Below are 23,131 nucleotides of genomic sequence, written 5' to 3'. Positions count from 1 at the left end.
CCCGTGTAAAAAAAATCCGAGCTCTTCGTCTTTGCCGTAACAGCGCGTGTGTGCTTGCGCGCTGAAGTAAACGCGGTGAGTGAGTTCGTACATGCGTATGAGTAAGCGTAGAATTGGACTGATTCTACATAGTTTGACGACGACCGCCATGATGGGGCTGATGCCGGTGGTCGTTGCGCCCCATTCTTCGTATGCGCAATCGTCGACCGTTGACGGCAACGCGCGCAATTTCAACATTCCAGCGCAACCGCTAGCTTCAGCGCTCAATGCGTTCGGACGGCAATCCGGATTTCAGGTGACGTCCGCTGCTGCGGCTGTGCGCGGTGTAACATCGCGTTCGGTCAGCGGCACGTTTACGCCCCAGGACGCGCTTTCGCAGTTGCTGGAAGGCACAGGCATCTCGTTCACTTTCAACGGTGATGGCACTGTGCTTATCGGCGGTCAGGTTTCGACGGGAAACGATGGCGCTTCCGTTGATGGTGCCATTGCGCTGGATACGATTGATGTTTCCGGCGGCGCGGAAGGTGGCTCCAGCGGCGATGCGCCCTATGAAACCGCAGCGCCCGTGAGCACGACCACCGCGGAAAACCTGCAGGTTCGCTACGGCGGCGACGTGAACCAGGCGATGCGTAACACGCCTGGCACGTTCACCCGGCAGGGCGGTTCGCAGCCGGCATACTCCGTCAATATTCGCGGCATGAGCGGCTATGGCCGCGTCAACAGTCTGATCGACGGCGTGCCGCAGACATTTCGCAACGCTGCGGGCCACGGTGCTTACGGCGGCACGTATCTTTACATGCACCCGGAGTTCATTTCCGGCATCGACGTCACGCGCGGCGTCGTTGCTGGTGCGCATGGATCTGGAACACTGAGCGGCGCTGCGAATTTCAGCTCGCTCGGCGTCAATGACGTTCTTGCTCCGGGTGAGGATCTGGGCGGGCTGACACGCTGGAAAGTTGGCTCCAACGGCTGGAACTGGTCCGGTCTCGCCGCGGCAGGTGCGCGTCACACGAGCGAAGATGGCGGTGAAATCAGCTTCATCACTGCGTGGGCGATGACCGAAACCGAAAACTATCGCAACGGTGACGGCGATTTCATGCGGGTGAATGTCGATGGTGCCCGCGCGCCGGCGCAGAACAGCCCGGGCTCACGGCTTGCAAAACTGCAAATCAAGCCGAACGACACCCACAACTTCAATTTCGGCTATCTGAAGTACGAGAACGAGTTCACTAACTCGTATTACGATTGGCTGATCGACAACAACACCTACTACATGAATTACGCGCTGACGCCGGGCAACAATCTCGTCGATGCGCGGGTAAACCTCTACTACAATCAGACCAACCTGCTGTACGAGCCGAACAGCACCAGCAGCAGCTATCGTGGGCGCACGACAGAAGCGTTGGGCTGGGGCGGCGACTTCAGCAACACAAGCCGTTTCGCGTTGTCGGATGAGCTGGGGCTCAAGCTCTTTTACGGCGCCTCCTACAACATGGACGATTACAGCGTGACCTATCGCGGCGCCAACGCGCCCGGAACGCTGGAGAAGGCGAGCGGTTTTGCCGACGGTACGCTGTCGTGGGGCATGTTCGATTTCATCGGCGGCCTGCGCTACGACCGCTACGACCTTGCAGGCATACGCCAGGAGCGCACGCAGGGCACGGGCGGTGGCTGGCTTGAGGAATGCCCTGCCGGTCCCACGAACTGCCCGGCGGAAGACGTCGAGAAAACCGGCAGCCAGTGGAATCCGAAGGGCACGATCGCGGCGAAGCCGTTCGATTGGCTGCAGCTGTATGGCACCTATGCGCATACGTTCCGGCCGCCGACCGCGCAGGAAGCGTTCTGGGGATTGGTGCCGTTCTATGACGATGTGGGCTCCGGCATTTTCAACAATCTCGGACTGCTGCCGGAGAGCAGCAAAGGCTGGGATATCGGCGCCAATTTCACCTGGAACAACGTGCTGCGCCGTGATGACCGCTTTCGCATGAAGGTCGGATATTTCCGCAACCATATCGAGAATTACATCACCAACGATCTGGTTGATATCGATCGTCGTGCGGGCACGGGTGTTTTGTATCAGACGTCGGCAGTCTGGGTGAACGTGCCCGGCATCACGACGATGAGCGGCATCGAAATAGAAGGCGGCTACGACGCTGGCATCGCGTATGCCAACTTCTCCTTCACCGCATCGGAAACCAATCTTCCGCACGGTTGGGGCATGGGTTCCGACATCGGCAACGGCGATATCGACATGCTGCCGGACAACTATGGCATGCTCGATCTCGGCGTGCGGCTTCTCGATCGCAAGCTGACGCTGGGCGGCAAGGTTCGATACACCGGCGGCAGTTCCTTCCGTCGCGTGATCGATGGCGAATACTACGACGTGCCGGCCTATGCGTTGCTGGATCTCTATGGAACGTACAGTTTCAGCAACTACAGCAAGGTGTTTTTCTCGGTCGAGAATCTGACCAACAAGCTTTACGGACTGGCGTTGAGCGGCGACGGCCTTTCAACCGATTACACGCGTGTCAATCCAACAGGCCGCGGCCTGACGTTCATCGCTGGCTTCGAGACCAAGCTCGGTCATCCACTCGACATTTCCGGAGCGGGCAGCATCTGGGAGGCGTTCTCGAACTCTCGCGGCGCGGCAGCAGATACCTATGACTGGAGCGGCGCCTACACCGGTTTGAGCATCGGCCACAACTGGAGCAATACTGCGGCCGATTTTTCGTTCACGCAGCCACGCCCGCTGAGTTCATCAATCAACTCTAGCATCGAGACTCTCAAGGGTGGTTTCTTCGCCGGCTATAATCAGCAGTTTCAGAACAACCTCGTTGTCGGCATGGAAGCCGATGTCAATGTCGGTGCATTCGGCGGCGGCGGGCCGGATCGATTCTATTCCTACTATTACAACGCCAGCAATTACCTGCGGGGCATGATCACGACGCATCAGGACTTCTCTGCAGGCCTGCGTGCCCGCGCAGGACTGGCGTTCGGGCGCTATCTGCCATACGTCACGGCCGGCATCACCGTTTCGCGTTACTCGCATGAGGAAATAACGCGGTTTGAGAAGGGCCAATACACGAGCGCGACACCCGTGCCGTTCGGCGGCGGCAAGGACGTGCTTGTTGGAATGACATTCGGCGGCGGCCTTGAGCATGCGCTAACCGACCATGTGACGTTCCGAACCGAGTATCGCTACAGCGACATCGACAGCCTGAAAAGTTTCTCATCGAACGGTGTCGAGTACGACATTGAAACAGGCCCGTCGCACGATCTCGGCTTCGGCGTCAGCTACAAATTCTGACAACTGAACAATGGTGGTTCCTTGCATGGAATCGCCGCCCACCACGCATGTGAAATCCGCGGAGCTACAAGCTCCAGCATCGAGAGTTCAGTAAAGGTAGAGTTCCATGTCTCGCGTTTCATTCAACAACGTAGCTGTATCCACCAACAACGTCGCTGCGGGCTTTCGCCTGAGCAGCTTCCGGCGCGCCTTGCTGTTGAGCGCAGCCACGGCATTGACGTTATCGTCAGCGCAGGCGGCGACCTGGACCGGTGGCGCCGGCAATGATGACTGGTTCAATCCGAACAACTGGCGCAGCTACAGCGGCAATCCGATCAGCCCGTCCGCTGAAGCTGCGATCATCGATAATGGCGCCAGCGTCATGATCAACGGACAGAATGGGTCAACGTCACAGCTCAATCTCACCAAGGGTAAGCTGACCATCATGGGCGGCAGCGTGTTTACGCTGACCAGCAACAACATTCGTCTGGCTGAGTATGGTGGCGGCGAGGCAACGCTGATCGTTACTGGAACCGGAACATCCGTGACGATGAACTCCACCATGCATATCGGCGGCCGCGATGGTGGTAACGCGCTGCTGCAATTGGCCGATGGCGCGTCACTGAAAGCAAACACGCTTTCCATCGGTGCCGAAACTGCCGGCAGCTCTGTCTTCGCTATCGGTGGTGTCGAGGGGGCAGCGGCGGCAGGTACCGGCACGCTGACGCTTGCCAGTTACGGTAGCGTGCTGTTCAACGGCAAGGGCACTGTTGTTTTCAATCACACTGGCACTGACTACCAGTTCGGCACGGCCTTCGCCTCACAGGGCCTTCTCGCTGACGATTCACAATCCGTGATCCGGCATATTGCTGGCACGACGACGTTTAGTGCTGACAGCGCGCGCTTCAGAGGTGGCACGGAGGTTTCTGGCGGCACACTTTACGTCGACGGTGCTCTGGGCGGCACGATGGACGTCAGCGGCACCGGTACGCTGGCTGGCACCGGTACGGTCGGCAGATCGACACAGGCAACATCCGGCGGCACGGTTGAACTGCTCCGCACTACGACGATCGGCAACGGCGGCACGCTGGCTCCGGGCGGAACCACCACCATCGGAACCATGAACGTCGCGGGCGATCTCAATTTTGAAGACGGATCGAATTATCGCGTGCGCATCGCCGAAGACGGTGTGAGCGACAAGACCGTCGTCGGCGGTAACCTGTCGATCGACAGCGGCGCGAACGTTCAGGTCGCATATGACAGCGGCATCACCTATCAGAGCGGCTGGAAATACAACATTCTTGAGTACGGCGGCACGCTGACCGGCCAGTTCGCGGCGATCCAGGATTCGATCCTGCTCAGCTATGCGCTCGATTACAGCGAAGCAGGTAAGGTCGGCCTTAAAATTTCGCTGGCCGGTGAGAACGGTGGCGGCGTTGTGGGTGACTGGTTTACGCCGGAAACATGGACTGACGGCATCGTTCCAGACGCGACGCACACGGCAGTCATAGACCGTGACCGCGACATCGTCGTTGATGGACGCACCGACGCGGTCACGCAGAACATTGCATTCGGCACCGCGGATGGCGGCGGTACGCTGACCATCAAGAACGGCGGCAAGCTGCAGGCTGGCGGCCAGCACATCTTCGGCGACTACTATTACGCCTACCTCGGCAATCACGTGGATGGGCCGGCGCAGATCTTCGTGCAGGGCGCCGGTTCGACGTTGTCCTTTATCAATCCGGCCAACGACAAGTCGGTGCCGGTTGTGTACGTCGGCTATCGTACAGGCAGTTCGATGACCATCTCGGCCGGTGGTAAAGTCATCGACGCCGAGAGCGTCTACTTCGACAATCACGGCGCTTCATCGACGATGCTCACGATTACGGGCGCGGGATCCGAGCTGGCGCTTTCGGGAACCGGCACATCGCCGGGAACTGTGGGCATCAAGCAGGCGCGCATTGCAAACGGCGGCCGGATCGACACCAAGGGCGGAACGATCACCGTCGGCCGCTCCGCCATCGGCGAGCATTGGATGGAGGTAGATGGCCAGACAACCACGGTGGATGCGGGAACGCTTTCCATCGCGCGCGCCAGTCCGCCTGTTGGTGGTGAAATGCATGCGCACGTGACCGTATCAAACGGCGCGACTGTAACGGCAACCAAAGTTGACATCGCGAGTGGATTTGCGAGCTCCAACAGCACCAACACATTTGGCACATTGAACATCGGCGCCGCCGCGGGTGAAGCAGCAAAGGCTGCGGGCAAGATCGTGATTGCGCCCGATGCCAACCCCGCCAACTATTCCGGTCTGACTTTCGGGCAGGGCACAGGTGCGCTTGTGTTCAATCACACAAACCAGAATTATGATTTCGCGGCCAACATCCGAAAGGATGGCGTGCCGGGCAGCGCAAGCATCCAGCATCTTGCCGGCAACACAACCTATAGCGGCGATGGTTCTGCATTCGTTGGCACAACGACGGTGAGCGGCGGCACACTACTGGTAACCAACAATCTTGCCAGCACGTTTGCTGTTTCGGGAACCGGCATTCTCGGCGGAACAGGCACGATTGGTTCCGCAGCGGCGGGCACCGAAGCCAATCCGGTTGCAGCTTCGCTTGTTACCATCGGCAACGGCGGCACGCTAGCGCCAGGTCTTTCTGCGACGATGGGCACATTGAATGTTGCCGGTGATCTGGCGTTCGAGGCAGGGTCGACATATCGGATGCGCATCGCGGAAGAAGGCGTCAACGATAGCGTCAGCGTTGGTGGCGACGTCACAATTGCGCAAGGCGCGAAGATGACGGTTGCCTACGGCAGCGGCATCACCTTCGCTGACGGCTGGAAATATCAGGTGCTCAGCTATGGCGGCGCGCTGACCGGTAGCTTCGACGACATTCAGGATTCGGTGCTGCTCGCCTATACGCTGACGCATAAGGAGGATGACAAGGCGCTGGAGTTGGCCATTGCGCTGGTTGACGACGGTTCGGAGCCGTCCGGTCCCGATCCAGATGCAACATTGAAGCCCTTCGGCAAAACCGCCAATCAGATTGCAACCGCGGGCGCGCTCGATTCACTTGGCCAGTCGAATGCGCTTTGGCTTGCTGCTGCCAGCACGCCCGATGAAGAAACCGTGCGCAAGGCATTCGATCAGCTTTCGGGTGCACAGCACGTCTCAACCCGTGCCGCCTTTGTGCAAGACAGCCGCCTTGTTCGTGAGGCCATCAATAACCGGCTGCGGTCCGACGATCTTCACACCAAACGCGACGGTGGCGAGCGGGCATCGTTTTGGGCTAGCGGGTTTGGTTCATGGGGTGAAACGGAAGGCAGCAATGGCATCGACACCGTTGACCGCACGGTAGGGGGCTTCCTGGTTGGTGCCGATGCGCCCACCGTCGACATCTGGCGCATGGGCGTGCTGGGCGGTTACAGCAATTCATCCTTCAACACCGCGCTTTCCGGCACCAAGGCCGATACGTTCCACTTCGGTGGCTATGCTGGCGCGCACTGGGAGAAGCTGGCGTTTCGCTCCGGCGTACATACGCGTGGCATGACGTTTCCAGCCAGCGCGGGGTCGGTTTCGGCACGGTGTTAGGTGACTTCGCCGAGACGCTGAAGGGCGAATACAATGGCCACTCGCTGCAGGCTTTCGGCGAGCTTTCCTATAGCTTCGACGTCGCCCGCGGTATGACCATCGATCCTTACGCCAACTTCGCCCATGTGCAGGTCATCACCAACGCATTCACCGAGGCCGGCGGACTGGCCGCGTTATCGGTGGCCCGCGATACGCTGAACACGTCATTCTCGACCATCGGCATGCGCTTTGCTTCGGCCTTGACCCTTGGCGGTGCGACGGCGGTGGTACGCGGCGGCATCGGCTGGCAACACGCTTTCGGTGACGTTGCACTGCATTCGGTGCACACGTTCGCGGCCGGTGGCGATGACTTCACCGTGGCGGGCACGCCGATTGCGCAGGATGCAGCCGTGGTGGAGGCCGGGCTTGACCTCAAGCTTACGGCGGCTGCTTCTGCAGGCGTATCATACAGTGGGCAGTTCGGCGATCGCACGACTGACAACAGCTTCAATGCGCGGCTGAAGGTCGGCTTCTAAAATCGCGAAAACCGTTGCCGCCGTCGAACGCTCCGATGGCGGCAACGGTCTCATGACTATCTGCGTGGCAATAGCTAAGTGGGCAGTCGGCTGACCGTTAATACCTAGAGAGCAATCCCTGCCGCCACGCCGCTGGCCCACGCCCATTGAAAATTGTAACCACCGAGCCAACCCGTTACGTCCACGGCTTCGCCGATTGCGTACAGCCCCCGGACATTCTTGGCTTCCATCGTCTGCGATGACAATTCATCGGTGCTGATCCCGCCGGCCGTAACCTCAGCTTTGGCAAAGCCTTCTGTGCCGTTGGGACGAAACCGCCAGTCAGAAAGCTGCCGCTGAACGGCTTCAAGAACCCGGTCGGGGCTGTTCGCCAGCTCTCCACCAAGTCCGATGCGTTCATCCAGAGCCTCAGCAAGACGCGCTGGCAAAGTATGCGCCAGCACCGAGCGCAACGCGGAACGGGGGTGCGTGCGCTTTGCGTCGACGAGCCGAGCTGATCCGGGTGGCAGAAAGTCGATTCCGATCTCCTCGCCTTGCTTCCAATACGAAGATATTTGCAGGATGGCTGGGCCGGACAAACCTCGGTGAGTGAACAGCGCAGCTTCGTGAAATTCGACCTTGCCGCAACGTGCAACGACATCGGTAGCGACGCCGGACAGCGACTTGAACAGGGCTTCGTCGCTGCCAAGCGTCAACGGTACGAGCGCGGGTCTGGGTTCAACGACCGTGAGGCCGAACTTGCGGGCGATGTCATAGGCAAATCCAGTCGCGCCCATTTTCGGAATGGACGGACCGCCCGTGGCGATAACGAGTGCGGGCGCGGTCACCATCTCATCGCCGCAGTTAATGCGGTAAACGCCGTCGGCATGTTCGAGCTTGCTTACTTGGCGCCCCAACCGCAGCTCCACGTGCCCTCTTGCGCATTCGTGCAGCAGCATGGCGACGATCTGTTTGGCGGAGCCGTCGCAAAACAGCTGACCCAGCGTCTTCTCGTGCCAGGCGATGTGATGGCGCTCGACCAGCTCGACAAAATCTTCGGGGCGAAAGCGTCGTAGCGCCGACTTGGCAAAGTGCCGGTTGGCGGAAATGAAGCGCTCCGGCGACGTGTGCAGATTGGTAAAATTGCAGCGGCCGCCGCCAGAAATGAGGATTTTCTTCCCGGCCTCATTGGCATGGTCGATCAGCAGAACGGAGCGTCCGCGCTGGCCTGCGGTGGACGCGCACATCATCCCGGCCGCGCCGGCGCCGATCACGATCGCATCATAGTTTCTGGGTGGTGTCTGGCTCACGAACCGAGCTTGCCTCATTGCTTTTGCGAGTGGCTAAGGCAAATCCGTGCGGCAAGCCCACGGATCGTCCGCCTCTTTGATAAACCTACACGCTGTTGGGGTGCGGTCATACGCGCCTGAAGAAGGCGTGGAGATAACAGAGCTACAGGACATTGGAGAAGGGCGGAAATCACCGCGGCGGGAGCGTCGATTGCCACGATCTGCTCCATCGACGATCCGCTTCGTGACCACGCCCGAGAATGGTCAGAGTACCCATATAGAGCGCAGTTTTTATTTACACAACCAGGGTGACGAGCGCTCATCAAACCATCGGCCGCTTCGACCGGTCTGCCTCGAATAACGGATATGATTGGCGGCGGCTGCAATAGCCCGCAGACGCAGCAATCGCAAAAGCACCATTGCGATTGGCCATCGCATGTACGCACAAGCTTTTCATGTTGACGACGAAGCAGTGAAGGGCAGGGCGGGCACTCGGCGTTTTGAGATATCGACGGCGCGTCGATATCGGACCTTGACTTCAGCAGGCATTCTGACCGAGCTCAGGATAATGTATAACAGTCAGTGGACTGTGTGAATTTTGCGACGATACTGATTATAACGCTTTGGTGCCGCTAATCGCAGATCTGCGCGTTTGGCGAATCACTGATGCTGTTCTGTGTTCAGATCAGTTGGAGTTCGCTCCATGGCGCACGATGACGTCCAGTGCTCTAGCCACGTTCATAGCACGCCCAGCTAGCGCGTCAGGCACACTGATGCGATGCACAGCGCCGCATTCCCAGCTTTCATCGGCATGGCCGGACACTGTTTTCCGAGAGGAACGGTCATGATGCGTTCATGGCATACGCACGGCTGTGCAGTTTCGATCATCGCGATGCTCGCAGCAATGCAGGCGTCCGGCACGCAAGCGCAGCAGGTCAAGGCCGACACGGGTCAGAATCTAACGGCCAATGGCCTCATTGATACAAGTCCGGCGACGGCAAGCGCAGGATACGCCCTATGGGCACTCAATGGTGGCACGATTGTCACCGACGGATTGTTGACCGCGATAACAAGCGGAGGTCATGCGCATGCCGTCTATTCAGAATTGGGCGGAAGCATCATGCTCAATCAGCCGGGCTCAACGGTTACCACTTCGGGCGATGATGCAGACGCGCTTTTTGCATTTACCGGCGCAAGTATCACAGCAGACGCGGTGACGGTTAGCACTTCGGGGCAACGAGCTTTCGCAGCCATAGCGCTGAATTCTGGTTCGACCGTCATGCTTGGCAACGGGGTGGTGATCACCACAACCGGAATCGGCGCAGACGGTCTCTATGCTTTTAATGGCGGGCAGATCACAGGCAATTCGATTACGGTGAACACTTCAGGCGCAGGTGCATACGGCGCGCGCGCAGCAGATGCCGGCTCGCTTATAGCATTGAGCAACGGGACCCAGATCACCACCACAGGTGACAGCACCTATGGCCTGTTTGCTTCTTTGGGCAGCACGATTGCCGCCGATGGCGGCGCAGTTCGCACAACCGGTCTTGGGGCACACGCGGCCGTTGCATCCGATGCTGCTGTCATGGTCTTGCAGAGCGTTGAGATCGAGACTGGAAACGATAACGCGTATGGATTGAACGCAACGTCTGGCGGGCTCGTCACCGTTTATGGGGGTCAGGTGAGCACGGCGGGTGGGTTGGCTTTCGCTATTCGTTCAGCGGGAGACAATACGGTTGTTTCGACGTATGACGCCGAAATCTCTACCCAGAGCGACGGCAGCCATGCGCTGCATGCGGAAACAGGTGGAACAGTCAGTGCGGCAGGCGGCACCATAAATACAGCCGGCATCGATGCCCACGGCGCATGGTCCTCAGGCGTGGGCGCGGTTGCTTCGGTATCGGGCGTCGAGGTGTCCACCCAGGGTGTCGGCGCACATGGCCTGCATGCTGAAACAGATGGCCACGTCGCCGCGCAGGGCGGTACCACCGTTAGTACTGCGGGTGCCAACGCCCATGGCGCGTGGGCATCGGGGGCAAATACGATTACGTCGCTGCAGGGCGTTGAGGTGTCCACCCAGGGTGTCGGCGCGCATGGCCTGCATGCCGAAACAGGCGGCTTAGTACTCACTGACGACAGCACCATCAGTACTGTGGGAAATAGCGCCCATGGTGCGTGGGCGTCGGATGCCGGTTCGCTTGTTTCTCTGGAGCGCGCTCAAGTCTCCACCCAAGGCGACGGTGCCCACGGTGCGCATGCGGAAACAGGCGGAAGGGTGAACGTCAACGCAAACAGCGCCATCAGCACTGTAGGCACTAACGCCTACGGAGCCCACGCGGTCGGTTCCAGTTCGGCGATTTCTATCCTCGATGGTACACAGATCACCACTTCGGGTGGCAGTGCATATGGCCTCCATGCTTTGAACTCCGGTGAGATCTTGGCCGATGGTGTCACGGTCAGCACCTCGGGCTCTGGATCGGACGGCGCACGGGCTGAAGGTTCGGGCAGCAAAGTGACACTTCTGAACGGAACAGACATCATCACTACGGGGAGCGGCAATGGCCTTCATGCTTTTGACGCCGGCGAGATCGTGGCCGATGCAGTTACGGTCAACACCTCGAGTTCAGGCAATGGCTATGGCGCTTATGCGTTTGGAAGCGACAGCCTGATCACGCTGACAAACGGTACGCAGGTTACGACCTCAGGTGACAGCTCCTCAGCACTTTATGCGTTGAACGGTGGCAGCATAGTAGCCGACGCCGTTGTCGCTCGCACATCAGGCGATTTTTCGACCGCAGCCAGCGCAGGATTTGGCAGCAACATTACGTTGCGGAACGGCACTCAGATCTCGACGACTGGATATGGCGCGTCTGGTCTTTTTGTAATGAGTTCCACAGCCCAAGTTTTAGGTGGCTCTTCCATCGTGACAAGCGGCGGTGAAGCAGCGGCGATAGCTCTTTACGATGCAAGTGTAACGATCGCGGACGCCACGATAGCCACATCTGGAGCGAACTCTGCAGCCGTTTATGCTGTTGGTCCCGATCCAAGTAGCATCACCATAACCGACAGCACTGTGACAGCGGCTGACGGTGCCGGTTTCAATGTTACTGGCGGGACGTTGCAAGCGTCCCTCACAAGCTCGACGGTGACCGGTGGCAACGAGTTGCTGAATGTCGGCGCCGCAGCGACTTTGGGCATCGACGCGACGGGATCGACACTGAACGGTTCAGCAACCACGGCAGCTGGCGGCGTCTCCATTGTCGCTCTTACCAACTCGCGCTGGAACGTAACGGGCGATTCCAACATCTCATTTCTGGATAACGCTGCGGGCAGCCTTGTGCAGTTCACGCCGCCGGGTTCGAGCGCGGGACCGTTCAAAACCTTGACGGTCAACGATTACCTCGGCGCGGGCGGCACGCTTGGTGTCAATACACATCTTGGCAGCGATGGATCGTCATCCGATAGGCTGGTGATCGATGGCGGCAACGCGATTGGCACCTCGTTGCTGTCGGTCAATAACGTCGGCGGTGGTGGTGATCTCACGCGGTTGGACGGCATTCTCATTGTTGACGCACTTAACGGAGCGACGGTGCCAGGCTTGTTCGCGCTGGCCGGCCCCGTCGTCGCCGGTCCGTATGAATATTCGCTCTACCGCGGCGGTGAGAACGGTGCCAATCCCGATAATTGGTACCTGCGTTCAGAGCTCGATTGCGCGCTGGATCCATCAGCACCGGTGTGTGGCGACGACATCCCTGATTGGCGGCAGGAAACCTCGCTCTATGCAGCCGTGCCGGCGATGACGCTGCTCTATGGCCGTCTGATGCTGGACACACTGCACGAACGGCGCGGTACGGCGGTCAGTTCATACGCTGAAGGCGCACCAAATGCAGCGTGGGCGCGTGTGATCGGCCAGCATGGGGATCGCGACGGCGGTAAGGGTGGCATCTACGGCGCCGGCCCGAAGTACGACTATGACTTCTGGGCCTTCCAGGGCGGTATGGATCTTTATCGCGACGGCGATGTCGGGACATCACGCAATCATGCCGGTGCGTTCTTCGCCATTGGTCACGGCTCCGGCGATGTGCGGCACATCGGCGATGGCAAGGCGGGCGAGAACAGCTTCATGGCGTACTCATGGGGCGTTTACTGGACCCACTACACACCTGAGAACGCCTACGTCGACGCGCTGCTGTTAGGATCGTGGTACGATATTGACGCTAAGTCCAACCGCATCCCGAAGATGAAAACAGATGGCGGCGCCTTCGGTGCATCACTCGAAGGTGGCTATCCGGTTTACACCGGACCCGGCGGCTTCAGCATCGAGCCACAGGCGCAGCTCGCCTATCAGACCGTCAACCTCAGCAACGGATCCGATGTCGCCGCACAGGTGCACTTCGGTAACGTCAATTCACTGGTGGGGCGTGTGGGTGTGCGCTTTGCGCAGGACTTCGGCACCCCGACCTGGCTGACCGGAGCACCATCTACCTTCACCGCATGGGTGCGACCCAACTTCTGGTATGAGTTCCTCGGCGATCCAAAGACGAAGTTCTCGTCTGCCACCGGCTTCATTCCGTTCGCGGCTGACATGGGCGGCACCACGTTCGAGATCAACACCGGCTTTTCCACCGACATCGGCGACGGCGCGGCCATCTATGCCAACGCATCCTATCTCGTCGGCATCGGCGAACATGCAGACGGCAACGCCTACGACGGCAAACTCGGCGTCAAAGTCGCTTGGTGAGCCGGAGAGACAATCGCCCTGACGCTTCGAGAGGATAAGCGGACGCCGCGGCTCGAAGTTGCCGACGAGCGCTGCCGCCGCGATGATCCCGTAGTTCGCGACCAACGTCTTCAGCAAAAGACAAGGCTACCTGAGACGGCAGAAATCTCAAATGCCGCCGAAGCTGCCAGTCCATTTTCGGGATCATCCTCCGCGCCTCAACCGAACGGTTGAGGCAGCGCGCCCGCGAACCTGAGAAGATCGCAGGCAGCGAGATGTCAGGTCTGGCGGAGGGTTGGAATGCAGGTGTCCCGATGGATGGCTCCGGTTGGAGCCGCGGTCGTAGTCGCATTTTCAACTTTCGTGATGAGTGGCAGCTCCCCCGCCGAAACCGTTGGCGAAGCGCCGGCTACTGCCGCGATTAAGGCAGGCGATGTTGCCGTCACCGGCTTTTCCGGCACGGTGCTGGCCAGCGACAAGCTTCCCCCAGGCGTTGATCCTCTGGATCGAACCTTCATCGACGTGAGCGCGCCATCCTTGCGCATTTTCGATGCATCGAGCCTCAACGGCACGCTCGCCGGCCAGTTGGTCAATGCGCCGTTGCGACTGGCTGTGCCTGCCAAGGACATTGGTCAGGTCTTCGCGCTGGCAATCGATCCGAGCGACAACGGCGGCCCACCACGCATCTTTGCGGCAGCAACGTCCGCCTTCGGCCTGCGCATCGTTGGTGGGGGGCGCGCCGCCGACGGGCACCCGAACCGTTTGAAGGCTGGCACACCTGACGCGACCTTCATGGAGGGGCAGTTCGGCAGCCTGTCCAGCAATAGCCCTGGAGCGATCTACAAGATCGACGGCGCAACTGGCGCTGTCTCGTTGTTAGCCGACACCGCTTTTTCCGGCATCCCCAACACGGGACCAGGCATCGGCGGATTGGCGTACGACCGCAAAACGCGCACGCTCTATGCGTCCGACCTCGACACCGGCCTGATCCATCGCTTCAGCCTTGAATACAACGCCGCCGATCTCGGACAATACGACCACGGAGTTACCGGACTGCGCGCGGCTGGCAAGGAAGCAGTGTCAGACGATGGCAAGCGCCTTGAAATCATGAGCAACGCGTTCAAGGCGGACGATCCCGCAACTTGGGGCTTCACCCAGACCGCGCGTCGCATCAATGCGCTGGCCGTGCACGACGGTCGCCTCTATTACGCCGTCGCTGAAGGCCCTGAGATATGGTCCGTCGGCCTAAGTGGCGGCGCTTTCCTCGGCGACCCGAGGTTGGAGGTTACGGTTGATGCGGCCAAGCCGTTTCCCGTCACCAGCATCGCCTTTGACGCCACCGGGCGGATGTTGCTCGCGCAGCGCAGCCCGGTGCAAAACCCCTACGATTACGGCAGCTTCACCGAACCCGGCGCGCAGGTGCTGCGATACGTGCAGGAGACACCAGACGACCCCGGCACGCCCGGGTTATGGAGCAAGGTTCCCGCTATCTACGCCATAGGCACCGCCGATGACAGCAATGCAGCCAGCGGCGGCGTCAGCCTGCAATACGGCTACAAGCCCGACGGCTTCCTTGACCTCAACACCTGCTCCGCCACCGTGGCGGCCACCGGCGACACGCTTGCAGGCATCGCCAGCGGCGTGCAGTTCAACGCCTTGGAGTTGGTGCGCCCGGCGAACGTCCCACCGACGCAGAGCGCATTTCTCGATTACACTACGGCACAAGATGACTCCGCCATTCGCGGTCACGTCGGCGCCGTGGCGGCACTGTTGCTATGTGGCGTCGACGCAGGGTTTCCGCCCATCGCCGAAGGCGGCCCACCGGTCGAGGGTGGCGGCGCATTTCCTCCGGTTGCGGAGGGCGGCACCGAAGGAGGTGGCGGCGGAACGTTCCCACCGGTCGAGGATAGCGGCGGGGGTGGTACGACTGCCGATGGGGGCGGTGGCGAAACCTTTCCTCCTGTCGAGGGCGGCGGCGGCACGACCGATCCTAACGCGCCCAATCTCGCGCCGACCAAAACCCAGACCTGCAAGCTGGTCGCGGCCGACAAGGCCGAGTGCGAATACCTCATCAACCTCGCCAACACCTCGCTAGTGCCGTTCGTTGCCAACGACGTGATCTTCGAGGACCGCTTCTCGGTTGCACCGCAGTCATTCGATATCGGCTTTTCAGCCAACAAGACGGCAACGGGATTCACGACAGAGCCGAATACTTTCGGGGCGACGACGATCCCGCCTGGCCCGCAGGACTTCAGCAACCAGATCAAAGCCACCTTTGCGGTTCCGCCCGGCGGCCTCACGGTCGAAAACTGCATTACCGTGAAGCCCGGCAAGGGCGGCGAACCGGCAAGGCCGGACCTTGCGAAAGCCCAGGAGCCGCCGCCGCTCCCCGATCTTCCCGCCAGCACGAGTAACGGATTTGATCGTGCCGTCGCCATCTCTGGCGTGCCCCAGTGCATCCAGCGCGGTTCGGTGCGCGATTGCTCGTGGATCGTGACGCTTTCCAATTCTGGAACAGTGCCGGTCGGCGCCAACTTCTCCGTCACGATAGCCGGAACCAATCCGGGTCTGGGTGCCGGTCCCGGCGTCGCTACGAACCAGGAAGGAAACACGACGCACTTTACAACTGCGCCCCAACTGCCACCGAAAGGGCAGAGGAGTTTTGAAGTGCGGGGGACGTTCCCTGCCGAGCCTGCGGGGCCGATCACAGCTACTGCAACTGTCAGCAACGGGGACGCCGCGGACGTCAATGCCGCTAACAATGCCGCATCGGCAGCGTCCGGCACGGCCGCGCCTCAGGTCGTTCCATCGACCGGCGTGACAAGCGAAGACGCCAATCCCGACGATAACACCTCGTGTATCGCGTGGAATTCCAACACGCCCGACGATCAGGGTACGCCAACGAACGAGCCGACGCTTCCCCCGCCCGTTGTGGACGAGCAGCCCGAGCCATCCGTGGCCGGACAGCTCTCCCTGCTGAAAACGGGCGTGGCCTGCCAGGCCAAGAAAGCCTGCACGTTCACGTTCGCGATCAAGAACACATCTGCCAACGACTTCGACGGCGACGTTGAGTTCGACGATTCCATCACTGGCGATGGTGCCATCTTCGGCGCGACTGCGATCACACCGGCGCCTGCTGCGCCATGGTCGTGCGCCAAGAACGGACAGGGCTTCAAATGCGCGGCGAAACTGAAGATCGCGGCCAATGGCGCCGCTCCGCCGTTGAGCCTCACGTTCGATCTCGGCGCCGGGATTGGCGCCGTGAAAGAAGTGAAGAACTGCGCCACGTTGAAGGGTGCTGCGGCTGCATCGTGCGCCACGCTCCCGCTTGAACCGGAGCCGAACCCAGCCGGAGGACAGCCGAAGCTCACCATCACCAAGACGGGCCCCGCCGAATGCTCCGACCTCGGGGGCTGCAACTTCACCATCGCAATCAAGAATGAAGGCGATGCCCCGTTCAACGGCCCGGTCGTCGTCAACGAGGAACTGACGCTCGACGGCAAGGCCGCGCCCGAGGCCGTCCTCGTTCCCAACCAGACCTGGACGTGCACGCCGGGAGGCAAATCCACCTGCACCAGCATTCCGGCAATGATCATCGGCCCGCAGGGGACGGCGACGCTGAGACTGCGCACCGTCTTCAGTAAGCAGACCGGTGCCAAGGTGATGCAGAACTGCGCCAGCGTTGTCGGTGCAGCGGCGAAGTCGTGCGTCTCCGTCAATCTTCTTCAGGGTCCCAAGCTCGTTCTGAAAAAGGAGCGCGTCGACAGCGTTTGCGATCCCACCTGCACGTTCCGCGTCACGGCTACGAACGTTGGCAACCAGACGATCAAGGGGCCGATCAAGATCGTCGACTTCCCCAGAAACATAAAGAACGACTTCGGCCTCACGGATATCAAGGCCGAAGTTGTCTCCGCGACTATGGTCGCCTCGGTGGCCAAGGTCTCGTGCAACAAGCCCGGAAACATCTGGTGCGATATCAACTCTGACTTGCCGCCCGGGGTTTCCACGACATTCGACCTAACGACGACGGTCGGTCTCATGGAATTCACCGGCGAGAACTGTGTGCTGCCGCGCGACCAGATCGCCGGCACGGTGCCGGCGGTCTGCACCGCGATGTCGGGCCAGCGAGCCGCAGGACCCAATCTCGCCATCGAGAAGCGGAACTTCGGCACGTCGAAACAAGGCGTGGACCACTGCGAGCTGAAGGGGGAATGCCTCTTCATCATCCGGGTGACGAACACCGGGAAGAGCGATTTCGTCGGGCCTATCAAAATAAATGACACCATCTCACTGGGCGCACCGGAACTCCTCCAGGAGGGGCCGGGCGGCAACGTGGGATGGAACTGCACGAAGGCTGGGGCGGGCGGCATTGGCGCCGCCTCTATCGACTGCACCATCCCAGGTGCACCCAACCCGCTTAAACCGGGCACGTTCGTCCCCTTGGCCCCCGGCAAGTTCATCGAGCTTGGAATTTCCGTAAAGCCCGGAAAGAGCTGGAAAGACAGCAATATTCTCAAGAACTGCGCCGAGCTTGTCGGCGCCCCGCCCAACATGGGCCCGATCAAGAGCTGCGCCTCGCAGAAGCTCGATCCGTTTAAGGTAAAGGTTACAAAAACCGGCGACCAGTCATGTCAGCCCGGTAGCGAATGCCGCTTTGAACTCGACATTTTCAACGACGAGCAAATCGTCCACGACGATCCCGTGACCGTGACGGATAAACTGTCAGGACTGTCGTCGGCGCAGATCGTATCCATCACTCCGGCAGCTGGCGCAGATCCGTTCCCGTGCACGCCCGCACCGACGCATGTCCCATTTACATGCACGGGCCACATGAATCTGACACCCGGTGAGCACAACAAATACGTCATGATCGTGCGGCTGCCCGCGGATGCGAGCGCAACATCGTTCTCCAACTGCGCGACGGTGGGTAGCACTGATACGTTAGGTGCTGCATCCGAGCCGGCTTGCCACAGCGTGCAGCTCGCCCCGCCCGATCAGCCGTTCAGCCTCAAGATTGATAAGACGGGCCCAGCCACCTGCGCACCCGGAAGCGAATGCGTCTTCAATCTCACGCTGACCAACACGGGACGGGCTGAGCACAAAGGCGCAGTGACACTCACCGATGGCCTATCCGGCATAGATTCCATGCCCATCGTGTCGGCTGCTCCGTCACTGCCGTGCACACAGCAGCCGCAGGCCATTCCGTTCAACTGCAGGACCGGTGACGACTTCACGTTGCCGGCCGGGGCCGCGCGCAAATTCACCATCACGGCGCGTGTTCCGCGCAGCGCCGACACCTTCACCAATTGCGCATTCGTCGCCGGTGGGAAGGCCTCGGCACGTGATGGTGCCCAACCGTCATCGTCATGCGTGACGGTGAGGTCGCCTGAAAAAGCCGAACCAACCAAGCCAGAATGCAAGGGCGGAATGATGCTGACGGACGACGGCCTTTGCGCCTGTCCTTCTGGCACCACGTGGAACGGTCGCAATTGCATCACCCGCGATCCAACGCCTCAACCCGTATGCAAGGGTGCACGCCCCATCGGCGTCTTCCCGAACTGCTGCCCACGCGGCACGCACTTCGAGCGCGGTGCCTGCCGCCCTGACAAGTCTGATGACGGCAAGCCGGACGGCGGTGCAAGCGGCGTCATACTCCCGCCGACGGTTTGCGATGGCGCACGCCCGATCGGCAATTGGCCTAACTGCTGTCCGCGCGGCACACACTTCCGACGCGGCGCATGCCGGCCAGACAAAGACGACGCTGGAAAAGACGGCGGCGGTTCAAGCGGCACCAAGCCACCGCCGGCCGTCTGCGAAGGCGCGCGTCCGATCGGCAACTGGCCGAACTGCTGTCCGCGTGGCACGCACTTCCGCCGTGGCGCATGCCGCCCCGACAAGACCGATGACGGCAAGCCAGACGGCGGCGCAAGCGGCATCAAGCTGCCGGTTTGTGAAGGCGCACGCCCGATCGGTAACTGGCCGAACTGCTGTCCGCGTGGCACGCACTTCCGACGCGGCGCATGCCGGCCCGACAAGCCCGATGACGGCAAGCCAGACGGCGGCGCAAGCGGCATCAAGCTGCCGGTTTGTGAAGGCGCACGTCCGATCGGTAACTGGCCGAACTGCTGTCCGCGCGGCACACACTTCCGACGCGGCGCATGCCGGCCCGACAAACCAGATGGCGGCAAGGAAGACGGTGGCTCAAGCGGCACCAAACCCGGCTGTCCGATGGGCATGACCGGCACGCCGCCGAACTGTTGCCCACCCGGAACTCGCTTTCAGAATGGCACGTGTGTGAAGCCTACGATCAAATGCCCACCCGGAACACACTTGTCCCGCTCCGGGCAATGCGTGCCCAACGCAGAGCCAACACCCACGCCTTCCAAGACAGAGGAGCCGAAGAAGGCCAGATGCTCCGGTGGTAGCCGCGGGACGCCGCCCAATTGCTACTGCATCCCACCATCGAAATTCCTTGGCGGGCGGTGCCGCTATATTCCGATCCCTGGACCTTCGAAGAACGAAAGCGACAAGATCATCGTGAGGTGATGCAATCATCTCATCGCAAAATCATTGAGCCGCGCGCAGCGGTCCCTGCGCGGCTCAATGGCATGGTGACTTTGCTCATCTCCGTTGTAAGGCCTTGCAAAATTCAGCCTTGCGGTACGTGGCCACTGCTGCCATTTCCCTTCTCATCAACTGGCCGGGCGTGCGAATATCATCCGGTCCGCGCCATTCGCGATGGGGTTTTGATCCGTGCTTCAGGCTTGGCTTTCGATTGGTTTTGTCGTCCTTATTGCCGTTCTTTTGCTCGCCTTCATTCTGTGGCGCAGGGACAATCACATCGTTGCTGTCGCCGCGCTGCTTGTTGGTGTTCCGCTCTGGTTTGCGTGGGAGTACGCGCGTCCGACGTGGACGACGGGCGTCGTCACCGGAACTGAAGTACGCCGCAGCGATCCCGATGCCCGCGGCAACACCACCGACGTCCAATACATTTACATGCGCAACCGGTCCGACCGCGGGATGGAGCTGACCAACGAAGATTCCTGGTGGTGGCTGAAGCGGAACAGCGAGCGCATTTTCAATGATGCCAAGACCGCCGACACGCGCCAGACTGAAATGACTGTGATGTGGAACCGGTGGCGCTCCACGCTCTTCAGCTGGTATCCGAACGTGATCGCCATCGGTCCGGCCGGTTCGTGGCCGTTCTGGTCGTTGCGCACAATCGGCTTCTACAGCGTCTCGATCGCTCTTTGGCTCGCGTACTTCTACGGCTTTGTCTGGCTAACCCGGTCGCGCTCACCGGAGGAGTGAGTGAGCGTTCGTGCCGGCTCATGCCGCCATTGGTGAGGTTTCAACATGCGCATTGTACTCGCTGTCCTCGTCCTTGCTGGCCTTTTCGGCAGCGGCGCACTTGCCGAACCAACAGCTTGCGAACTCGTTTCCGCCGCCGACATGAGCACCGTTCTTGGCAGTGCGGTCGGCGCTGTGGCCGATGATCGGGGCGGGCAGACCAAGTGCACCTATGAAACCGCTGGCGGCGAACTGGGTGCTCCTTACGCTGAGGTGCAGTTGAACTGGGGCGACGGCGAAGCTGGTATGAAAGGTGCGGGCATCATGGAATCGGAACTCGGACCTGCCATGGGAGACCTTGCAGGTCTTGGCGATCAGGCTACGACGGTCGGTCCGATGATCCTGATCCGGAGAGGCGATGACCTGATCACGCTCGTGATCTCCGGCATTCCCGACAACACGACCGCGGCCAGGAGTATCTACGGTTTGATCGATGCGGGACTGACTAAGGCTGCGGCGCCCTGATGAGCCACTAGCCAGCGTGGCTTGCGAATAGGCAGATCGGGGCCGTAGCCATCGACCCCACATGGGCATGGCGCTTGCACGCTTGGATGGCTGTAGCGCGCGCCTCCGTTACCGCTTGCGGCAAATCCTGCTTGAGCACCGCTGGCTCAGCGACCAGTGCTGTTGCACATATCGGCGCGCGGACTATAGGTCAGCAGCAATGCAACTAGACAAAACAAACAACGTTCACGGATCATTATCGACGAGCTACGGCTCGTCGGATGCATTGCGGCGTGAAAACAGCGTAATTAGGATTGCAGCTTCTTTACAAGCAACGTCGACTGTTAGAGCACAAGCATCATAGCGGCGAATTTGGAGCAGATATTCCTTGAGCGAAATTGAAGCGCTCTCGTCGACCATCGAGAGCCTCTATGATGCGGCAGTGGATCAAGATCGCTGGGCGCATGCGCTGGAGAAAGCCACTCTTTTCGTGAAGGGAACGGCCGCCAATCTTTTTTGGCAGGATGCGGCTACGAACGAAGCGATCACGTTCCACTCTTGGGGATGCGATCCCGTCTACGAACAGCTCTATTTCGAAAAATACGCGGGCCTCAATCCATTTTTTCCGGCGTTGGCGTTCGTCGAGGTAGGCCGAGCGGTGGCGGCGGAAGACCTGCTTTCGCACGAGGAGTTCCGCCAGACGCGCTTCTTCAAGGAGTGGGTTGAGCCACAGGGTTTGATCGACGTCCTTGGGGTAAATCTCGAGCGCACTGCTACAAGCACTGCGTTTTTCTCCATTCGCCGCAGCAAGGAAGATGGCATCGTCGACCTTGCAGCGCGGCAGCGATGCGCGCTCATCGCTCCGCACATTCGTCGGGCAGTGTCGATCGGCAAGGTGGTGCAGAACGCGAAGTCGGTGCGTGGCATGCTGAGAGCGGCGCTGGAGCAGGTGCCGGCAGCCGTGGTGTTCGTTGCTGCGAACGGGCAGATCGTGTTCGCCAATCAGGCCGCAGAGGACATGCTTAAATCTAGGCAGATCCTGATCACACGCCGCGGCGTGGTCGGCGTCACGAGCCAGGCGGCGGACAAGCATCTGCGTGCGGCTCTCGCAGCGGCCGCGCGCGGTGATGCGGCACTCGGCCTGAAAGGCATCGACATCCCGCTGGTGGACGCGGAGGGCCGCCACTATCTGGCGAACGTGCTCTCCATCGTCTCCGAAGCTCGGCGGGTGGCTGATGCAGGCGAGGCAGTTGCCGCGCTATTCATCCGAGGAACGACATTCGCAACGCGGACACCACTAGAGGTGGCGGCGCAGCATTATGGTTTGACGCCGAGTGAGCTTAGAGTACTCGCAGCGGTGCTGGAGGCCGGAACGGTCTCTGACATCGCGGATCGGCTCGGTGTTTCCAAATCGACCGTCAAGACACACCTAAACCACCTGATGGCGAAGACCGGAACACACCGGCAAACCGATCTTATCAGGCTGATGCTCGGTGCCGGCCCCTAGCGACGTAGCACGGCTCGTCGGCGGCCAAAGATTGAGCAAGCATAACATTGGACGTTGCCGCCGTCTGACACCTCTGTCCAGCGACCGTGGTCCGAGCGCATGGCGCTCGTCACTGAGGGACACAGCCGACTTGGCAGCTGCAGGAAAAATCAAGCCGAACAATAGCTATGCGATCGACAGGATCGAAATAGAGGGAAATTGAATCGGCGCCATCCTTGCACGGGGACAACCTGCACGAAATACCGTCTTGGGCAGCGAACAGAAACACGCGTCTTCCGACCCTCGGAGCCCATCGACGGCCCAATTGGGGATGTCGGACATTGCCGATGCGCCTGCAGGCCGGGTGATGTATGCCGGCCGCAGCGTCATTTGCAGAAGTTGGCAGTAGGGCCGCATTCGCTCAAACCGTGCGAGCAGAGCGCACACAACGGTAGCTCTGTCCCAAA

Annotated in this window: 9 protein-coding genes; 8 read left to right on the top strand and 1 reads right to left on the bottom strand. The window is 60.5% G+C overall.

What is annotated here, in order from left to right:
* Window positions 1-133: 133 nt before the first annotated feature.
* The 3 genes from QEZ49_RS05445 (at window position 134) to QEZ49_RS05435 (ending at window position 7,396) form a co-directional block, all read left to right on the top strand.
* Entirely contained in the window at window positions 134-3,307 is a 3,174-nt protein-coding gene (locus tag QEZ49_RS05445) for a TonB-dependent receptor (protein WP_280384889.1), read from the top strand.
* Between the two features lie 106 nt (window positions 3,308-3,413).
* The gene (locus QEZ49_RS05440) at window positions 3,414-6,881 is read left to right on the top strand and encodes a hypothetical protein (RefSeq protein WP_280384887.1); all 3,468 of its coding nucleotides are present in this window, start codon (window positions 3,414-3,416) and stop codon (window positions 6,879-6,881) included.
* Window positions 6,794-7,396, top strand: a complete 603-nt coding sequence (locus QEZ49_RS05435) for an autotransporter outer membrane beta-barrel domain-containing protein (RefSeq protein ID WP_280385098.1) — start codon at window positions 6,794-6,796, stop codon at window positions 7,394-7,396. Before QEZ49_RS05440 ends, QEZ49_RS05435 begins: the two co-directional genes overlap by 88 nt.
* Window positions 7,397-7,500: 104 nt before the next feature.
* Here QEZ49_RS05435 and QEZ49_RS05430 read toward each other — a convergent pair whose 3' ends face one another.
* On the bottom strand, window positions 7,501-8,685 hold the full coding sequence (locus QEZ49_RS05430; protein WP_280384886.1) for an NAD(P)/FAD-dependent oxidoreductase: 1,185 nt from the start codon (window positions 8,683-8,685) through the stop codon (window positions 7,501-7,503).
* 823 nt (window positions 8,686-9,508) lie between these two features.
* Here QEZ49_RS05430 and QEZ49_RS05425 point away from each other — a divergent pair.
* The 5 genes from QEZ49_RS05425 (at window position 9,509) to QEZ49_RS05405 (ending at window position 22,685) form a co-directional block, all read left to right on the top strand.
* The gene (locus QEZ49_RS05425) at window positions 9,509-13,405 is read left to right on the top strand and encodes an autotransporter outer membrane beta-barrel domain-containing protein (protein WP_280384884.1); all 3,897 of its coding nucleotides are present in this window, start codon (window positions 9,509-9,511) and stop codon (window positions 13,403-13,405) included.
* Window positions 13,406-13,684: 279 nt separating this feature from the next.
* A complete protein-coding gene (locus QEZ49_RS05420; RefSeq protein ID WP_280384882.1) occupies window positions 13,685-19,930 on the top strand; it encodes a hypothetical protein in 6,246 nt (2,081 codons plus the stop codon).
* A gap of 207 nt (window positions 19,931-20,137) precedes the next feature.
* Window positions 20,138-20,695 (top strand): DUF1523 family protein, encoded by a 558-nt coding sequence (locus tag QEZ49_RS05415; RefSeq protein WP_280384880.1) that lies wholly within the window; start codon window positions 20,138-20,140, stop codon window positions 20,693-20,695.
* 45 nt (window positions 20,696-20,740) lie between these two features.
* Window positions 20,741-21,199 (top strand): hypothetical protein, encoded by a 459-nt coding sequence (locus tag QEZ49_RS05410; RefSeq protein WP_280384878.1) that lies wholly within the window; start codon window positions 20,741-20,743, stop codon window positions 21,197-21,199.
* A 367-nt stretch (window positions 21,200-21,566) separates the two neighbouring features.
* Entirely contained in the window at window positions 21,567-22,685 is a 1,119-nt protein-coding gene (locus QEZ49_RS05405; RefSeq protein ID WP_280384875.1) for a LuxR C-terminal-related transcriptional regulator, read from the top strand.
* The last annotated feature ends 446 nt before the right edge of the window (window positions 22,686-23,131 follow it).

The sequence above is a fragment of the Hyphomicrobium sp. D-2 genome (genome assembly GCF_029872155.1).
Lineage (GTDB): Bacteria > Pseudomonadota > Alphaproteobacteria > Rhizobiales > Hyphomicrobiaceae > Hyphomicrobium_A.
This window is presented reverse-complemented; position numbering and strand designations above follow the sequence as displayed.